At 73.6% G+C, this 17,841-nt stretch carries 15 protein-coding genes; 5 read left to right on the top strand and 10 right to left on the bottom strand.

Features of this window, described 5'->3' with window-relative positions:
* Positions 1-106 precede the first annotated feature (106 nt).
* From ACFY7C_RS10430 to ACFY7C_RS10465, 8 genes are all read right to left on the bottom strand, one after another.
* Entirely contained in the window at positions 107-1,087 is a 981-nt protein-coding gene (locus tag ACFY7C_RS10430) for an N-acetylglucosamine kinase (RefSeq protein WP_389646880.1), read from the bottom strand.
* Complete coding sequence (locus ACFY7C_RS10435; RefSeq protein WP_389646882.1) at positions 1,078-2,343, bottom strand: 6-phospho-beta-glucosidase; 1,266 nt, start codon at positions 2,341-2,343, stop codon at positions 1,078-1,080. Before ACFY7C_RS10435 ends, ACFY7C_RS10430 begins: the two co-directional genes overlap by 10 nt.
* 8 nt (positions 2,344-2,351) lie before the next feature.
* Positions 2,352-3,257 (bottom strand): carbohydrate ABC transporter permease, encoded by a 906-nt coding sequence (locus ACFY7C_RS10440; protein ID WP_389646884.1) that lies wholly within the window; start codon positions 3,255-3,257, stop codon positions 2,352-2,354.
* Between the two features lie 2 nt (positions 3,258-3,259).
* The gene (locus tag ACFY7C_RS10445) at positions 3,260-4,201 is read right to left on the bottom strand and encodes a carbohydrate ABC transporter permease (protein ID WP_389646887.1); all 942 of its coding nucleotides are present in this window, start codon (positions 4,199-4,201) and stop codon (positions 3,260-3,262) included.
* A 4-nt stretch (positions 4,202-4,205) separates the two neighbouring features.
* Positions 4,206-5,549 carry an ABC transporter substrate-binding protein gene (locus ACFY7C_RS10450; protein ID WP_389646890.1) on the bottom strand — a complete coding sequence of 448 codons (1,344 nt, stop codon included), beginning with the start codon at positions 5,547-5,549 and terminating at the stop codon, positions 4,206-4,208.
* Positions 5,550-5,619: 70 nt separating this feature from the next.
* Positions 5,620-6,843 (bottom strand): ROK family protein, encoded by a 1,224-nt coding sequence (locus ACFY7C_RS10455; protein ID WP_389646893.1) that lies wholly within the window; start codon positions 6,841-6,843, stop codon positions 5,620-5,622.
* A 145-nt stretch (positions 6,844-6,988) separates the two neighbouring features.
* Complete coding sequence (locus ACFY7C_RS10460; RefSeq protein ID WP_389646896.1) at positions 6,989-7,804, bottom strand: TSUP family transporter; 816 nt, start codon at positions 7,802-7,804, stop codon at positions 6,989-6,991.
* Positions 7,805-7,956: 152 nt separating this feature from the next.
* Positions 7,957-9,030, bottom strand: a complete 1,074-nt coding sequence (locus ACFY7C_RS10465) for a mechanosensitive ion channel family protein (RefSeq protein ID WP_389646899.1) — start codon at positions 9,028-9,030, stop codon at positions 7,957-7,959.
* Between the two features lie 248 nt (positions 9,031-9,278).
* Here ACFY7C_RS10465 and ACFY7C_RS10470 point away from each other — a divergent pair, with 248 nt between their 5' ends.
* Positions 9,279-9,848, top strand: coding sequence for an HNH endonuclease (locus ACFY7C_RS10470; RefSeq protein ID WP_356699745.1), 570 nt, complete (start codon positions 9,279-9,281; stop codon positions 9,846-9,848).
* 128 nt (positions 9,849-9,976) lie between these two features.
* On the opposite strand, the gene ACFY7C_RS10475 is transcribed toward ACFY7C_RS10470, so the two are convergent.
* A complete protein-coding gene (locus tag ACFY7C_RS10475; protein WP_389646902.1) occupies positions 9,977-13,090 on the bottom strand; it encodes a beta-N-acetylglucosaminidase domain-containing protein in 3,114 nt (1,037 codons plus the stop codon).
* A 190-nt stretch (positions 13,091-13,280) separates the two neighbouring features.
* On the opposite strand from ACFY7C_RS10475, the gene ACFY7C_RS10480 reads away from it, so the two are divergent.
* From ACFY7C_RS10480 to ACFY7C_RS10490, 3 genes are read left to right on the top strand one after another with little or no spacing between them, the layout of a single operon-like run.
* On the top strand, positions 13,281-13,520 hold the full coding sequence (locus tag ACFY7C_RS10480) for a hypothetical protein (RefSeq protein ID WP_389649446.1): 240 nt from the start codon (positions 13,281-13,283) through the stop codon (positions 13,518-13,520).
* 1 nt (position 13,521) lies between these two features.
* The gene (gene malQ / locus ACFY7C_RS10485) at positions 13,522-15,867 is read left to right on the top strand and encodes a 4-alpha-glucanotransferase (protein WP_389646905.1); all 2,346 of its coding nucleotides are present in this window, start codon (positions 13,522-13,524) and stop codon (positions 15,865-15,867) included.
* A 20-nt stretch (positions 15,868-15,887) separates the two neighbouring features.
* Positions 15,888-16,118 carry a hypothetical protein gene (locus tag ACFY7C_RS10490; RefSeq protein WP_352075850.1) on the top strand — a complete coding sequence of 77 codons (231 nt, stop codon included), beginning with the start codon at positions 15,888-15,890 and terminating at the stop codon, positions 16,116-16,118.
* Between the two features lie 125 nt (positions 16,119-16,243).
* On the opposite strand, the gene ACFY7C_RS10495 is transcribed toward ACFY7C_RS10490, so the two are convergent.
* Positions 16,244-16,741 (bottom strand): MarR family winged helix-turn-helix transcriptional regulator, encoded by a 498-nt coding sequence (locus ACFY7C_RS10495; protein ID WP_389646908.1) that lies wholly within the window; start codon positions 16,739-16,741, stop codon positions 16,244-16,246.
* A gap of 162 nt (positions 16,742-16,903) precedes the next feature.
* Between ACFY7C_RS10495 and ACFY7C_RS10500 the strand changes: the two genes are divergently transcribed.
* Positions 16,904-17,839 (top strand): EamA family transporter, encoded by a 936-nt coding sequence (locus ACFY7C_RS10500; protein ID WP_389646911.1) that lies wholly within the window; start codon positions 16,904-16,906, stop codon positions 17,837-17,839.
* Positions 17,840-17,841: the final 2 nt, after the last annotated feature.

The raw sequence follows: 17,841 nt of genomic DNA on the forward strand, positions 1-17,841 counted from the left end.
GAATACGTCGCCCGGCCGGAATCGGTTCCGCCCCGAACGTCCTCGAACGGGTGAACATGCGTGCGGGGCGCCCCCGGAGGGACGCCCCGCGTCGCACGGACCCGGTTCAGGCGTAGTGCTCCCGCAGCCGAGCCGCCGCCTCGGGGCCGTCCCCCCACGCGTCCAGCGCGAGCAGCCCGGCGCCCAGCACCGGCGGCGCGGTCACCACCCGGACCACCGCCTTCGGGGCCTTCACGGCCAGCAGTTCCCGGATCCGCCCGTCGAGCAGCGGGTGCCGCGCGGCCAGCACACTGCCGCCGAGGACCACCGGCGCCTCCTCGCCGAGCAGCCCGAGCCGCCCGAGGGCGACCGAGGCCATCGCCACGACCTCCTCGGCCTGCCGGTCGACCAGGGCGCGGGCCACCGCATCGCCCTCCGCGCCCGTACGGAAGAGCACCGGCGTCAGTTCGTGCTTCCGCGCCGGCGGGACGTGCCCCAGGTGCAGGGCCTCGATCAGGGCGTACATCGTCGGGAGGGCGAAGTGCGCGGGCAGGGTGCGGGCGAGCGCGGTCGGCCCGCCCCGGCCGTCCTCGGCGCGCGCGGCGAACCACAGCGCCTCGTCGGCCAGGCCGCCTCCGCCGCCCCAGTCGCCCGAGATCTTCCCGATCGCGGGGAAGCGCGCGGTCCGCCCGTCGGGCGTCATGCCGACGCAGTTGATCCCCGCCCCGCACACCACGGCCACGCCCCGCGGTTCGTCGATCCCGGCCCGCAGTATCGCGAAGGTGTCGTTGCGGACCTGGACCGAGCGGCTCCAGCCGCGCGCCTCCAGGGCGGCCTTCAACCCCTCTTCCTCCACCGCCAGATCGGCGTTGGCCAGACAGGCCGCGACGTGGGCGAAGCGGGGCGGCGACCCCTCGCCCCCGGCCGCCTCCCACGCTCGGCCGACGATCTCCGCGAGCCGGTCGGTCGCCGTCTCCACACCCACCACAGGCGGCTGGAAGCCGCCGCCGCGCGCCTCGCCGAGGACCGTGCCGTCCCGGGCGACGACCGCGACGTCGGTCTTGCTGTTGCCGGCGTCGATCGCCAGCAGCGCCCCGTTCACGCCCACGCCAGGTGCTCCCGGTTGTGCGCGATCAGCCGGTCGGTGAGCCCGTCGGCGTACCCGTACTGCCCCACCAGCGGGTGCGCGAGCAGCGCCTTGAACACCCGGTCCCGCCCGCCGCGCAGCGCCGCCTCCAGGGCCAGCTCCTCGTAGGCGGTGACGTTCGCGACCAGCCCGGCGTACAGCGGGTCGAGCGGCGCGACCGGCAGCGGCGAGGCACCGCCGGGACCGACCGCCGCCTGCACCTCGATCACGGCGTCGTCCGGCAGGAACGGCAGTGTCCCGTTGTTGTGCGTGTTGACCACCTGGTACGGCGATCCCCCTCCGCCGAGCAGCGAGGCGGCCAGGTCCACCGCCGCCTCCGAGTAGAAGGCGCCGCCGCGCTTCGCGAGCAGCTCCGGCTTCTCGTCGAGCGCCGGGTCCCCGTACATCTCCAGGAGCCGCTTCTCCATCGCGGCGACCTCGGCCGCCCGCGACGGCTTGGTGCGCAGCTCCTCGACGACGGCGTCGTGCGCGTAGAAGTAGCGCAGGTAGTACGAGGGGACGACGCCGAGCCGGTCCACCAGGGAGCGCGGCAGCCTGAGGTCGTCGGCGATGGCGTCGCCGTGGTCGGCGAGCAGCCGCGGCAGCACGTTCTCGCCCTCGGGTCCGCCGAGCCGTACCCCCGTCTCCCACGTCAGGTGGTTCAGCCCCACGTGGTCGAGGTGCACGTCGGCCGGGGCCACGTCGAGGAGGGCGGCGAACTTCCGCTGGAACCCGATCGCCACGTTGCACAGGCCCACGGCCCTGTGGCCGGCCTGGAGCAGGGCCCGGGTGACGATGCCGACGGGGTTGGTGAAGTCGATGATCCAGGCGTCCGGGTTGGCGCGGCGCACCCGCTCCGCGATGTCCAGGACCACCGGGACCGTGCGCAGCGCCTTGGCGAGTCCGCCGGCGCCGGTGGTCTCCTGCCCGACGCAGCCGCACTCCAGCGGCCAGGTCTCGTCCCGCTCGCGGGCGGCCTGTCCGCCCACGCGCAGCTGGAGCAGGACGGCGTCGGCGCCGTCGACTCCGGCGTCGAGGTCGGAGGTGGTGACGATCCTCCCGCCGTGGCCCTGCCTGGCGAAGATCCGCCGGGCCAGGCCGCCGACCAGGTCGAGCCGCTCGGCCGCCGGGTCGACGAGGACGAGTTCGGTGAGGGGCAGGGTCTCGCGCAGCCGCGCGAATCCGTCGATCAGTTCGGGGGTGTAGGTGGAGCCGCCCCCCACGACAGCGAGCTTCATACGATCAGTCAGCCCTTCACTCCGGTCAGTGTGACGCCCTCGACGAACGCCTTCTGGGCGAAGAAGAAGACGAGGATCACAGGGGCCATGACCAGGACGGTCGCGGCCATGGTCAGATTCCAGTCGGTGTGGTGCGCGCCCTTGAAGGACTCCAGGCCGTAGCTCAGGGTCCACGCGGCCGGGTTCTCGGAGGCGTAGATCTGCGGCCCGAAGTAGTCGTTCCAGGCGGCGAAGAACTGGAAGAGCGCGACGGCCGCGATCCCCGGCTTCGCCATCGGCAGGACGACCCTGAGGAGGGCGCGCAGTTCGCCGCAGCCGTCGACGCGGGCCGCGTCGAGGTATTCGTTCGGGATGGTCAGCAGGAACTGGCGCAGCAGGAAGATGGAGAACGCGTCGCCGAAGGCCATCGGGATGATCAGCGGCCACAGCGTGCCGGACAGGTCCAGCTGCTTGGCCCAGAACAGGTACATCGGGATGATCACGACCTGCGGCGGCAGCATCATCATCGAGATGACCAGCATCAGCGCCAGCCGGCTGCCGCGGAAGCGGAACTTGGCGAGGGCGTACGCCACCGGTATCGAGGACAGCACGGTCAGGACGGTGCCGAGCCCGGCGTACAGCAGGGTGTTGCGCCACCAGATGAGGAAGCCCGGCGTCTCGAAGACGCGGACGTAGTTGTCCCACTCCCAGGTGTCCGGGGTGAGGTCGCGGGTGAGCGCCTGATGGTCGCTCATCAGCGAGGTGAGCAGTACGAAGACGAACGGCAGGACGAAGAACAGCGCGGCGGCGACGCCCAGCGAGTGCACCGCGATCCAGTGCAGCAGCGCCTTGCGGCGGGCGACCCGGGCGGCCGGCGCGGATCCCGGAGCGGGGGTGCGGGCCGGTGCCTTCGGGGTGTCGAGTACCTGGCTCAAGGTCAGTCACCTGCCTGGACGAGACCGCCGCGGCGGCGCATGAGCAGCCCGGTGAAGAGCATGGCCAGGGCGAAGAGGACGAGGGCGGTGGCGCAGGCCGCTCCGTAGTCGAAGCGCTGGAAGCCGAGGTTGTAGACGAGCTGCGGCAGGGTCAGCGTCGACTTGTCCGGGTGGCCGGGCTCGAACTGCTGGCCGGAGCCGCCGATGACACCGGAGGCGACCTTTCCGGCCACCAGCGGCTGGGTGTAGTACTGCATGGCCTGGATGACGCCGGTGACCACGGCGAACATCACGATCGGCGAGATGTTCGGCAGCGTCACGTAGCGGAACCGCTGGAGAGCGGAGGCGCCGTCCAGCTCGGCGGCCTCGTACTGCTCCTTCGGTACGTCGAGCAGCGCGGCCATGAAGATGACCATGAGGTCGCCGACGCCCCACACCGCGAGCATGGTGAGGGCGGGCTTGGACCAGGCCGCGTCGTTGAACCAGGCGGGCGCGGGGACGCCGAGCCCTTCGAGGACCGAGTTGACCGGTCCGGTGCCGGGGTTGAGCAGGAAGACGAAGGCGAGGGTCGCCGCGACCGGCGGGGCCAGGTAGGGCAGGTAGAACAGGGTGCGGAAGACGCCGGCGCCGGTCTTGATCTTCGTGATGAGCAGGCCGACTCCGAGGCCGAACACGACCCGGCAGGCCACCATCACGACCACCAGCCACAGGGTGTTGCGCAGCGCGGGCCAGAACATGGGGTAGTCGGAGAAGACGTACGTCCAGTTGTCCAGGCCGTTGAAGGTCGGGGCGGCGAAGCCGTCGTAGTGCGTGAAGGAGAAGTAGACGGTCGAGAGCATCGGGTAGGCGAAGAAGACGCTGAACCCGATCAGCCAGGGTGACAGGAAGGCCGCCGTACGAAGCGCCGCGCGGCGGCGCTTCGAGCGGAGGGTGATCGCGCCCATGCGGTCACTTCGCCTTGGCGATGTCGGTGTCGATCTGCGCCGCGGTCTCCTCCAGACCGGCCTTGAGGTCGGTCACCGCGCCCTTCTCGTACTGCAGGGCGAAGTCCTGGATCGTGTTGAGGTAGGCGGCGCCGTTGACCGCGCCCGCCGGGGTGTTGGACTTCGGGTGCCGGGCGATGTCGAGGAAGGTCTTGAAGCGCGGGTCGAACTTCAGGTTCGGGGACTTGAGCGCCTCGAAGGTGGAGGGCACGTTGCGGATGCCGTTGGCGAAGGCGACGACGGCCTCGGTGTCCGTGGTCATGAACTTGACCAGTTCCCAGGCGGCGTTCTGCTTCTTGCTCTGCGGGGCGATGCCCATGATCGTGCCGGACAGGAAGCCCTTGCCGTAGTCGGCGGCCGAGCCGTCCGGGACGGGCATCGGGGCGACGCCGATCTCGAACGGCACCTTGGCGTCGGTGGCCATGCCGAGCCGCCACTCGCCGTCGAGCTGCATGGCGACCTGGCCGGTGTGGAAGGGGTGCTTGGCGCCCCACTCGTCGCCGAAGGTGGTGCGGTACTTCTCCAGCTTCGCGTAGCCGCCGAGCTCGTCGACCATCTTCTTCTGGACGGTCATCATCTCGGCGAAGGCCGGGTCGGACGCGACGGCGGACTTGCCGTTCGCGTCGAAGTACGAGGGGCCCCAGCTGCCCAGGTAGTGCTCGGTCGTGGTCTCGTAGCCGTGGTAGTTCGGCATGAAGCCGAGCTGCTCGAAGCCGTCGCCCTTGGCCTTGGTGAGCTTCTTGGCGGTGGCGAGGAGCTCGGAGTAGGTCTTCGGGGGCTTCTCGGGGTCGAGGCCGGCCTTCTTGAAGGCGTCCTTGTTGTAGTAGAGGCCGTACGCGTCGGTGAGCAGCGGCATCGCGCAGCGCTTGCCCTCGAACCGGGTGTAGTCGAGCAGGGTCTTCGGGATGATCTTGTCCAGGTCCAGCTTCGACTTCTCGATGAAGGGGCCGAGGTCGGCGAAGGCGCCCGAGGAGCAGAACTTGCCGACGTTGGACGTGGTGAAGGACGAGACGACGTCGGGGCCCTTCGAACCGCCGGTGCGAAGCGCCTGGTTGAGCTTGTCGTCGTTGATGTTGCCGACGACGTCGACCTTGATGTGGGGGTGGGCCTTCTCGAAGCGCTTGACGCTGTCATTGATGGCCCGCACCTCGGAGGGGGCGTTCCAGCCGTGCCAGAAGGTGATCCGGGTCCGGGCGTCGGGGTCGTCGGTCGCCCCGTTGTTCGCGGAGCCGGTACAGGCGGAGGCGAAGAGCGCTATGGAGGCGGTCGCGGCGAGAGCGGCGACGGGCCTGCGGTGGCGTGCGGGCATGACGGGTTCTCCCTGGGACGGGTGGGACGGCGGAGGACGAGCGGGACGTGGGCGTCAGGGGCGGCGAGGCTCAGCGAGAGGTGTCGAAGACCTCGTCGCGGGTGGTGGCGAGGGCCGATTCGAGCGCCCCGCGCAGGACGGGCTGCCGGTCGACGGCGGCGAGGACCAGCCGGGGCCGGGCGGCGGCGAGGTCGGCGAGCTGGGCCTGGACGCGGGCGCGCAGCGGCTCGCCGCCGGGGCTGACGGCCGCGCCGGAGAGCACGATCAGTTCCGGGTCGAGTACGGCGACGAGGGCGGCGAGCCCGGTGGCGAGCCGTTCCGCGTAGGTGTCGAGCAGGCGGGCGTGGCGCTCGTCCTCGGTGTGGCGTTCGGCGGCCTCGGCGAGCAGCCGGGCCGCGACCTCCACGTACGGCTGCTCGCGGGTGTCGATCCCGCACGCCTTGGCGATCCTGGGCACCGACTGGACGCCGGCCAGTTCCTGGAAGCCGCCGGAGTTGGCCTTGGCGACCTGCCGGACGAGCGGGGTGCCGGGCACCGGAAGGAAACCGACCTCGCCGGCGCCGCCGGTGGAGCCGCGGTGCAGCCGGCCGCCGAGGACGAGGGCGGCGCCGAGGCCGGTCTCGTTCCAGAGCAGCACGAAGTTGTCGTGGCCCTGGGCGGCGCCGAGGCGCTGTTCGGCGATGGCGACGAGGTTGACGTCGTTCTCGTACTCGAACGGCATGGGCAGGGCGACGGCCAGCTCCTCCAGGAGGGTGGGGGAGTGCCAGCCGGGCAGGTGGGAGGCGTAGCGCAGCCGCCCGGTGGCCGGGTCGAAGGCGCCGGGAGTGCCGATGACCAGGCGGTGTACGTCCCCGAGGGCGAGCCCGGCGTCCTTGACGGCCCCGTCGAGGGCGTCGACGACCTGCCGCACCACGTCGTCGGCGCCCCGCCCGGGCGTCGGCAGCCGGAACTCGCCCACGACCTCGCCGGTGAGGTCGGCGACGGCCGCGTGGATCCGCTCGGGGCTGACGTCGAGCCCGGCGGCGTGGGCGGCCCGCGGATTCACCGCGTACAACTGCGCGTTGGGCCCCGGCCGCCCCTCGGTGGTCCCGGTGGCGACGACGAGCCCGGCGGCCTCGAGCCGGGCCAGCAGCTGCGAGGCGGTCGGCTTGGAAAGACCGGTCAGCTTCCCGATCCGCGTCCGCGACAGCGGCCCGTGCGCCAGCAGCAGATCGAGCGCGGCCCGGTCGTTCATGGCCCGCAGCACCCGGGGGGTGCCGGGGGTGCCGGGGGTGCCCGGAGTCGTACCGGCCATGGACGCGCCACCTGCCTCGCTGACGAGCTGCACTGTTAGGAAAGTTTCCTATTCGGTTGGGAGGAAGGTAAGGCGACGGCCGACGGCCCGTCAATACCCGGGAACGCGGCGGTCACCCGCCGTACGGGCCCCCGGCGCCCCGCGCTCAGGCGTGCCGGGCCACCTTCGCCGCGGAGATGAGCAGGATCAGGGCCAGGGCAGGGATCAGGAAGGGGGTCGGGATCGCGCCGAGGAGGAGGCCGCCCAGGAGGGCGCCGGTGATCGAGCCGGCCGTCATGACGACGGCGAAGCGGCGGTGGGCGCCCAGGACCGCGAAGCTGCCGTCGCGGCTGTAGCGGGCGAAGGCGACGAGCATGGTGGGCAGGGAGACCAGCAGCGAGAGGCTGCCCGCCGTCTTGGCGTCCACCGCGAAGAGCAGCACGATCGTCGGGATCAGCAGCTCGCCGCCGGCCACGCCCATGATCGCCGCGACCACGCCGATGCCGAAGCCGGCCGCGACGCCGCACGTCACCTGGGCCCACGGCGGCAGCGCGAGCGCGTCCACGGTGGTGGTGTGCGTGAGCACCAGGGCCGCCGCCATCAGGACCATCAGCGCGGCCAGCACCCGGTACAGGGTCGCCCCGCGCATCCGCACCGCCCAGGACGCCCTCGCCCAGGCGCCCGCCAGGCTGCCGGCCAGCAGGTTGGCCGCGACGGGCCAGTGGGCCGCCGGCTCCGAGGCGGGCACCGCCACCAGGCGGGCGGGCAGCGCGACCAGCACCACCACCAGGCTCATCGCCTTGTTGAGGATCACGGCGGACAGCGCGGCGAAACCGAAGACGCCGATCAGCAGCGGCAGGCGGAACTCCGCGCCGCCCAGACCGATCATGCCGCCGAGCACCCCCACGGCCGCCCCCGCGCAGAAGGCGAGCGGGCCCGCCTGGGCGGAACGTGCGGGAAGAAGGTCCTGGTCGACGGCCATGGGAGGCATCCTCCCGGCCCGGGCCCCCGCCCACCACGGACCGGCCCCCACTTCGGGGGAAGACACCGGCTCACCGCCCCCGACCGGTGGGGTCGTACGAGAGGGGCGCCCCGCCGTCACCGGCGCGGGCGCCCCTCGTTCGCATGGGACGACTACTTGCTGAGGTCCGGCCTCGGCAGCGGCGTCGCCGCCGCCGACTGCGGCGAGGCCGGGGAGGCGAAGGCCGACGGCGCGGCCATGCCCGCCGCCGGGTCGGCCGCGGTCTCCTCCGCCGCGGCCGGGACGCCGCCGACGATACGGATCCCCGCCGCGTCGAGCGCGCGCTTGATGCGCCAGCGCAGCTCGCGCTCCACACCCAGCTTCTTGCCCGGCATCGTCTTCGCCGAGACCCGCACCGTCATCGAGTCGAGCAGCACCTCGGTCAGACCCAGGACCTCCACCGGGCCCCACAGCCGCTCGTTCCACGGCTCTTCCTTGGACATCGCCTCGGCCGCTTCGAGGATCACCTCGCGGACCCGGTCCAGGTCCTCCGTCGGGCGGACCGTCACATCGACGCCGGCCGTCGCCCAGCCCTGGCTGAGGTTGCCGATCCGCTTGATCTCGCCGTTGCGGACGTACCAGATCTCGCCGTCGATGCCGCGCAGCTTCGTCACCCGCAGACCGACCTCGATCACCTCGCCGGACGCCACCCCCGCGTCGACCGAGTCACCCACGCCGTACTGGTCCTCCAGGATCATGAAGACACCGGAGAGGAAGTCCGTGACGAGGTTGCGGGCACCGAAACCGATCGCCACACCCGCCACACCGGCCGAGGCGAGCAGCGGCGCCAGGTCGATCTTGAAGGCGCCCAGGATCATCAGCCCGGCCGTGCCCAGGATCACGAACGACGCCACCGAGCGCAGCACCGAGCCGATCGCCTCCGAGCGCTGCCGGCGCCGCTCGGCGTTGACGAGCAGACCGCCCAGGGCCGTGCCCTCCACCGCCTGCGCCGACCGGTTCATCCGGTCTATCAGCTTGGTCAGCGCCTTCCTGACCAGCATCCGCAGGGTGAGGGCCACGACCAGGATGAGCAGGATCTTCAGACCGGTGTTCAGCCAGGTGGACCAGTTCTGCTCCACCCAGCCCGCGGCGTTCGTCGCCTTCTCGGCCGCCTCGTCGAGGGTCACCGGTACTTGCGTCGGATCGTCGGCGGCGCGCGGGGCGGCGGACCAGAGGACGGGCGGCACGGGGGACCTCCAGGAAGGCGTTCGCAATTCATCCACACTAACGGGGGAAGAGCGGTACCCCGGTCGACGTGTGCACAGGAAGAGACGGACCGCGGCCGGGGAAGACTCCCGGATGCGTGCCGATGTGGTCGAGAACACCCCAGGGCCATTACGTCCACGTGGTGGCGCACCGGCCAGGCATGAGGAGAGACTGAGAGCAGTTTCGTCCCGGCGCGAGCCACGCGCCGCCGGCGTCATAGGAGGCATCCGTGCCGCACGTCCTGGTCCTCAACGCGTCGTACGAGCCGCTCGGCGTCGTACCGCTCCGCCGCGCGCTCGTCCTCGTCCTGGAGAACAAGGCACTCTGCCTCGAGGAGTCCGGCGCCTTCCTGCACAGCGAGAGCCGTGTCGTCGCCGCGCCCAGTGTGGTGCGGCTGAAGCGGTTCGTGCGGGTCCCCTACCGGGGGCCCGTTCCCTTGACCCGCAGAGCCCTGTTCGCCCGCGACGGCGGACGCTGCGTGTACTGCGGTGGCGTCGCAACCAGCGTCGACCACGTCATTCCGCGCAGCCGCGGGGGGACGCACGCCTGGGAGAACGTGGTGGCGGCCTGCCGCCGCTGCAATCACGTCAAGGCCGACCGGCACCTGCGCGAGCTGGGCTGGCGGCTGCGGCACCAACCCGCCCCGCCGACCGGTCTGGCCTGGCGGATCATCGGAACCGGCCACCGCGACCCGCGGTGGCTGCCCTACCTCCAGCCGTACGGCGCGGACGACGTCCTGGCCCGGATCGACTCGGTCGCCACCGCCCCCCACCCGCAGGGGGCCGTGACGACGGGTTGAGCCGGGCCTTTCGCGTCCGGGGCCTTTCGCGTCCGGGGTCTTTCGTACCGGGCCTTTCGCGTCCGGGGTCTTTCGAGCACCGGGCCTTTCACGTGCCGGGCCTGTCGGACACGACGGGCCCGGCGCCGCTAAGGGGAGTCGGGCGCCGTCCCGCCCGGCTCGCCCTCCGGCACGCCGCCCTGGGCGCCGCCCGGCGCGTCGGCCGGGGCGTCACGCCGCGCGTCCCCGGGCTCGTCCGCCGGCCGGTCCGCCACCGCGTACGTCTCCACCGACCACAGCGAGTAGCCGTACTCGGTCGCCCGGGCGTCGCCCTGCATCCGCAGGAAACGGGTGTCCGCCGCGTCCATGCGGACCGACTCCCGGCCGCCCCGGCCGTCGCGGACCGTGGCGGCCGTGCGCCAGGTGCGGCCGTCGGCGGAGACCTGGATGCGGTAGCGCGAGGCGTGCGCGTCCTGCCAGTGCAGGACCACCTGCCCTATCCGGGCCGGCTCGGCCAGTTCCATCTGCCACCAGGCCCCGTCCTCCAGCGGCGAGGACCAGCGGGTCGCCGGGTCGCCGTCGAGGGCGTGGGCGGCCGGGAAGTCGGGCGTCTCGTCGCCCGAGGACGAGGCCGTGGCCGTACGCGCCAGATCCGGGCCCGCCGTGCGCGGGAACGCCCGCACCGTCAGGACCCGCTCCTCGCCCGCGAAGGAGACGGGAACGGCGTACGAGCCGGCCGGCACGTCCGCCGCCACCGACACCTCAAGCGGCACCGTCGTCCGGGCGCCCCGCAGCACCACGGCCTCCTTCGGCAGCCGCACCGTGAGCCCCTTCGGCGGCCGGGCGGCCAGCGGCCCGCGCACCTCGCCGGCCCGCCGGCCCTCCAGGGTCACGTCCACCCGCTGCGCCGCGCCGCCGATCTCGGCGTCCGCCTCCGCGCGGGCCAGTTCCAGGCCCGCGCGCGGCTCGTCGGCGAACCACGGCACCAGGGACCGCACCCGCTGCGGCGTGCCGCCGCTCCACACGATCCGCAGGGCGTCCGACCGCAGGCCCCTCAGGTCGGTCTGGGTCCAGCCGGAGGCGGCGAGCGGGCCGAGCCGGCGCCAGCCCTCGCCCGGCACGTACGCCTCCAGGACACCGGCCGCGCCCGGCTCGGTCATCACCGTCACGGTCTCCACCGGCCGCGCGCGCTCCAGCCGGACCGTGTACGCGTCCTCCGCCACGTCCGCGCGCTCCCCGGGGGCGTGGCTCCGGTCGGCGCCCGTCCAGGCCGCCGCCTCGTCGGCCGCCCGTGCCAGGAAGCCGTCCAGGACGCCCTTGCCGACCGTCACGTCCTCGGGCCGCAGCTCCGCGCGCCGCCGCTCCAGGTCCAGCTGGGCCCGCCAGGCGCCGGCGCCGTCGCCGCGCGCCTGGGCGAGCAGCATGTCGACGGCCGTCTCGCCCGCAGCGCCGTAACGGGAGAGCCGGTCGAGCCACGGCCCGGCCTCCTCGCCGAGCGCACCGCCCGCCGTGCCCTTCAGCCGCGCGGGCGCCTGCCGCATCACGGTGAACGCGGCCCGCAGCTCGCGCGCCGCCTTCTCCCGCTGCTGAAGCGCGGCCGGTCCCGCGCCGCTCCGGCTCGCCCAGAAGGCGGCCGTGAGCGGCTTCAGATAGGCCGACTCGGCCTTCGGGTCGAGGATCGAGGAGGCGCCGTTGCCGGCGAGCGCCCACAGCGCCTCGCGGGCCGCGCGGTCCGGCCCGGCCAGCTCGTCGACGGCGGCCCGCCAGGACTCCTGCGGCCGGTAGCCCTTGGGGTTCCAGGCGAAGTCGGCAGCGGTGAAGAGCGGGATGCGGGAGGCCGCGGCCTGCTCCATGCCGTTGGCGAGGAACGCGGCGGAACCGGCGGCCACGGCGGGCTCGCGGCCGGTCGCGGGGCCGAGGAAGAGCCGGTCCTGGGCGTAGTCGTTGACCGGGTAGTTGTCCATGGTGACCAGCGGATGGCGCAGCGCCTCGCGCGCCCCGGCCAGTTCGCGCCCGGTGATGGTGCGCGGCACGACGCCGACGCCCGTCCAGGCGACCTGCACGAAGGGGTCGAGCGCGGCGGCGAGCGCCGTGCGGTAGTCGGTGGCGCCGTCCTGGTAGTACTCCGTCGGCATCAGCGACAGCGGCGCCGCGCCCCGGTGGCGCCGGGCGAGGTGGCGGGCGACGGCGTTCGCCACGTGCGCGTGCGCGCGGGCGGCGGCCTCGGGGCCGCGCCCGAAGGCGTCGGCGTCGGCGGAGCCGTCGCAGCCCCACTCGCTGTAGCTGACGTCCTGGAACTGGAGCTGGAAGGCGCGCACGCCGAGCTCCCACATGGCGTCGATCTTCGCCTGGAGCGCCTTCACGTCGGCGTCCGACGACAGGCACATGGCCTGGGCGGGGGCCACGGCCCAGGCGAGCGTCACATGGTTGGCGGCGGCCCGTGCGGCGAGCTCGCGGAAGGCGGCCCGCTCGGCCGCCGGGTAGGGCTCGCGCCACAGCGCCTGGCGGTACGGGTCGTCGCCGGGCGCGTAGAGATAGCGGTTCTGCTTGGTGCGGCCCATGAAGTCGAGCTGGGCCAGCCGGTCGGCCGGCGACCAGGGACGCCCGTAGAAGCCCTCGGTCACCCCGCGGACGGCGGTGCCGGGCCAGTCGCGCACCACGACGCCCGGGAGGGCGCCCCGGGCCCCGGCGAGTTGACGGAGTGTCTGCACGGCGTGGAAGAGGCCGTCGCCGCCGACGCCGTCGAGGACGACGGTGTCCCGGCCGCCGAGGCGGCCGGTGGCGAGCCGGTAGCCGCCGTCCGGCAGATCGCCCCGCTCGGGCACCCGCAGGGCGCGCAACGCGGCTTCCGTTTCGACGGTGTCGCCCAGCCGGACGAGCGGGCCGCGGCCCGGCAGTGCCGTGTGCACCGTGCGTACCCCGGCCGCCTCCAGGACCTGGCGGAGGGCCGCCATCGCGTACGGGTCGGCGTCGTCAGCGGCCTGCAGCGTCACCTCGGAGCCCAGCGCCACCGTCCCGCCGGTGCTGGTCAGGGACTGGGGCCGGGGCCAGACGGAGGGGCCGGCGGCCCGGTCCGCGGCCGCCTGCCGGTCGGGTGCGGCGAGGGGAGGCACCGGGGAGCCGGGGGCGCCGGGGGAGAGCGGAGCGCGGGGTGCGGCGTGCGCGACGCCCGGCACGGCGCCGCCGAGGAGCCCGCCGATGACCGCCGCGGCGACGGCCGTCGCGGTCCGCTTCCTGCGCCCGAGGTGCCCGAGGTGCGACACAGGACTCCTCTCTCCCCTTGGGTCACGACTGGGTTACGAGCCCACCACCCGGGCCGACGGGGTGTCAATGCGGCTGGTCGAACTGTCTGGTTTGCCCGGCGGTCTTTCGGCGAGGTGGCACTGTTTCACCAAAATCCACCGGTAAAACGGGGGGCGATGGGTAGGGCTCCCCTTGCTGTCCTGATGTCTTATCTGTCGAGACGAACCGGGAGATCCCGTGACCGCCACCGACCACGCCTGCAAACAGGTCCGGAAACCGCTACGGAATCCGATACGGATTCCGGCGCAGGGAACGCCGCTCACCAGCGAGCCGCCCCTCGCCCACGCCGCGCCGCTCACCAGCGAGCCGCCCCTCATGGAGGCGGCGCCCTTGACCAGCGAACCCACCGCCCGAGCCACCGCCGGCGGTTCGGAGTCCCCAGGAGTGTGACGTGACCCTGGCCCGTCTCGCCGCCCTGCACGGCGTCGCCACCGAGTACGCCCCCTCCGCGGGCGTCACAGTCGGCGTGCCGGACGCCACCGTGGTGGCGGTCCTGCGCGCCCTGGACGTCGACGCGTCCACGCCGCAGGCACTCGCCGCGGCGCTCGCCACGGCGGAACGGGCCGCCGAGGAGCGGCTCCTGCCGCCCACGGTCGTCCACTGGCGGGACGGGACGCCGGGCGCGGGGCCGGGCGCGGGGCCGGGCGAGGGGCCGTCGGACGAGAGACCCGGCGAGAGACCCGGTGAGAGACCGGGCGCGAGACCGGCCCAGGGGCCGGACGAGGGGCCGGTCGCCGCGCGGGCCGGGACACCGGGCCGGCCAGAGGCGCAGGCACGGGGCCAGGCGCAGGACCCGGCGCGGGCCCAGGATCCGGCACATGCGCAGGATCCGGCGCGGGCCCAGGATCCGGCGCAAGCCCAGGCGCCGCACGCGCTCCCGCACGCGCTGCGCGGCCTGCCGCCCGGCACCCGGCTCACGGTCACCACCGAGGCCGGACCGACCGTCACGGAACCCGACTGGAGCGCCCTGCCGCTCGGCGTGCACCGGCTCACCGCCCACGCCCCCGACGGGCGCGCCGGCACCAGCACCCTGATCGTGGCCCCCGCCCGCGTACCGGGCCTCCGGGGCCGGACGTACGGCCTGCTCGTCCAGCTCTACTCGCTGCTGTCCGCCCGCTCCTGGGGCATGGGCGACCTCGGCGACCTGCGCGAGCTCGCCGACTGGGCGGGCCGCACCCACGGCGCCGGATTCGTGCAGGTCAACCCGCTGCACGCGGCCGTGCCCGGGGCGCCCACCGACCCCTCCCCGTACCGCCCCTCCTCGCGCCGCTTCCCCGACCCCGTGCATCTGCGGGTCGAGGACGTCCCCGAGTACCCCTACGTCGACCCCGCTCGCCGCGAGGAGCTCGACCGGGCCCTCACGGACGCGATCGAGCTGCGCGAACGGGTCCTCGGCAAGGGCGCGCTGATCGACCGGGACGCGGTGTGGGACGCCAAGCGGCGCGCCCTGGAGCTCGTGCACGCCGTGGAGCTCGGGCCCGGCCGCCGGGCCGCCTACCAAGACTTCCTGGCCGAGCGCGGCCGGGCGCTCGAGGACCACGCCACCTATCAGGCCCTCGCCGAGCGGTACGGCCACCGCTGGCGCGACTGGCCGGAGCGGCTGCGCCACCCGCGTACCGCGGAGGCCGTCGTCCGGGCCGACGCGGAACTGGCCGCCCGGGTCGACTTCCACTGCCGGCTCGCCTGGCTGACGGACGCCCAGCTGGCCGAGGCCGCCCACACCGCCCGGCAGGCGGGGATGGCGGTCGGGATCGTGCACGACCTCGCCGTGGGCGTCCATCCGGACGGCTCCGACGCCTGGGCGCAGCAGCACGTCTTCGCCGCCGGCATGTCGGTGGGCGCCCCGCCCGACGCCTTCAACGCCCGCGGCCAGGACTGGGGCCTGCCGCCCTGGCGCCCCGACGTCCTGGCCGCCGAGGGCTACGCCCCGTACCGCGGTCTGCTGCGCGAACTGCTGCGGCACGCGGGCGCGCTGCGGATCGACCACGTCATGGGCCTGTTCCGGCTCTGGTGGGTGCCCGAGGGCGACGAGCCGACCGGGGGCACGTACGTCCGTTACGACTCCGAGGCGATGCTCGCCGTGCTCGTCCTGGAGGCCCACCGGGCCGGCGCCGCGGTCGTCGGCGAGGACCTGGGGACGGTCGAGCCGGGGGTGCGGGAGGCGCTCGCCCGGCGCGGGGTGCTCGGCACCTCCGTGCTCTGGTTCGAGCGGGACTGGACCGGCACGGGCCGCCCGCTGCCCCCGGAGGAGTGGCGGGCCGACTGCGTGGCCACCGCCACCACCCACGACCTGCCGTCCACCGCGGCCCGGCTCTCCGGCGACCACGTGACGCTGCGCCACCGGCTCGGCCTGCTCACCGGCGATCTGGAGCGCGAGCGGAGCCGGGACGCGACCGAGACCACGGAGTGGCTGGGCCTGCTCCAGCGGCTCGGGTACCTGCCGGAGGGGCCGGGCGACGAGGCGACGGAGATCCGGGCCCTGCACCGCTTCCTGGCCGCCACCCCGGCCCGGATGGTCGGGGTGTGGCTGCCGGACGCGGTGGGGGACCGCCGGCCGCAGAACCTGCCGGGGACCTGGGACCAGTACCCCAACTGGCGGCTGCCGGTCGCGAGGCCGGACGGACAGCCGCTCGCCCTGGAGGAACTGACCGCCTCGCCCCGCGCGCACGACCTGCTGCGGCTGCTCGCCGAGCGGCTCGGAGCCCGTACGGCACCCCCGGGCGCGCGGGCGGTTTAGGTGTTCGCTACTTTTGCACCGTGGACAAGAAGAACGCCCTGCGCGCCGGCGCCGTCGCGGCCGGTACGACGCTGATGATGCTGCTCATGTCGTCCCCCGCGCTCGCGCTCACCCGCGACGACGGTGACGACCCGGCCCCCAAGCTGGAGGTCGTCGAGACCCTCGGCCTGTTCGTGGCCGCTCCGCTGGTGCTGTTCCTGGTGATCACCGGCCTGGTGATGGTGCTCGACAAGTCCAAGAAGAAGGCGTAAGGCCCACTCGTACGTTCACGAGGGCGCCGCACGGTACGACGTACCCGTGCGGCGCCCTCGTGTGTCTTCATACGCCCGTGCCTGCGGGTGGACGGAGGCTTCGGGCGGTCAGAGGCTTCGGGCGGTCAGACGCTGGCGGCCAGCAGCTTCCGCAGCAGGCCGGCCAGCTGCCGCGCCTCTTCCGGGGTGAGCGCCGCCTCCAGGGCCGCGCGCTGCTGGGCGAGCCCGGCGCCGACGGCCTGGTCCACGAGGACGCGGCCCTCCTCGGTGAGGGTGACGCGCAGACCGCGCCGGTCGTTCGGGTCGGGGTTGCGGGTGAGCAGCCCGGCCCGCTCCAGCTTGTCGAGCCGGCCCGTCATGCCGCCGGTCGTGATCATCAGCGTGGCGGTCAGCTCGCGCGGCGAGAGGGTGTAGGGCTCGCCGGACCGCCGCAGGGTCGCGAGCACGTCGAACTCGCCCAGTGACATCCCGCCGTAGGGCGCGTAGGCCTTGTCGACCTTGCCGCGCATGGCGTTCGCCAGCCGGTAGATCCGGCCGAAGACGGCCATCGGCAGGGTGTCCAGGTCCGGGCGGACGACGGCCCACTGATCGGTGATGGCGTCGACGGCGTCGTGGTTCTCCATGGACCCAGTTTCCCTCTTCACTGACTCAGTTGCAAGAAAGCCACTTGCAAGTAAGTAGCTTAGTGCTAAGTTAATTACCGCCAAGTCAAACCGTGCCAGTGAGCCAGCCAGTCAGCCAGCCAAGCGACCCGGCCCGGCTCGTCACCGCAGGGGGGAACCGTCATGTCCCGCAAGGCCGCCACCGTCGCCCTCACCGCCCTCGCCCCGATCTCCTGGGGCTCGACCTACTTCGTCACCACGGAGTTCCTGCCGCCCGACCGGCCGCTGTTCACCGGTCTGATGCGGGCCCTGCCCGCCGGCCTGTTCCTCCTCGCCCTCACCCGCAGGCTGCCGCGGGGCGCCTGGTGGTGGAAGTCGGCCGTGCTCGGCGCGCTCAACATCGGGGCCTTCTTCCCGCTGCTCTTCCTCGCCGCCTACCGCCTGCCCGGCGGCGTCGCCGCCGTCGTGGCCTCGGTCGGGCCCCTCTTCGTCGTCGGTCTCGCCGCGCTCCTGCTCGGCGACAGGCCCACCGTGAAGGCACTGCTCACCGCGATCGCCGCCGCCTTCGGCGTCAGCCTCGTCGTGCTCAAGGCCGGAGCCGCGCTCGACGCGGTCGGGGTGATCGCCGGACTGCTCTCCGCCCTCTCGATGTCGGCGGGCACCGTCCTCACCAAGCGCTGGGGGCGCCCCGAGGGCGTCGGCGCCCTGGCTCTGACCGGCTGGCAGCTCACCGCGGGCGGCCTGATCATCCTGCCCCTGGCCTTCCTGCTCGAAGGCGCCCCGCCGGCCCTCACCGGCACCCACCTGGCGGGCTACGCCTACCTGGCCTTCGGCAACACCGCGGTCTCCTACTTCCTCTGGTTCCGCGGCATCGAGCGCCTCAGTGCCTCCTCGGTCACCCTCCTCGGCCCGCTCTCGCCGATCACCGCCGCCGTCATCGGGTGGGCCGCGCTCGGCCAGGCGCTCGGTCCGGTGCAGCTGCTCGGCATGGCGATCGCCTTCGGCGCGACGCTGGCGGGCCAGTTGAACCCGCCGACGAAGAAGCAAACGTTCAGCATTGCTGAAAATAACGGTCAGGAACTTTCGATGGACCTGGAGGGTCCGACGGTGCGACGGTAGGC

The sequence above is a fragment of the Streptomyces sp. NPDC012769 genome, from assembly GCF_042901205.1.
Classification (GTDB): Bacteria; Actinomycetota; Actinomycetes; order Streptomycetales; family Streptomycetaceae; genus Streptomyces.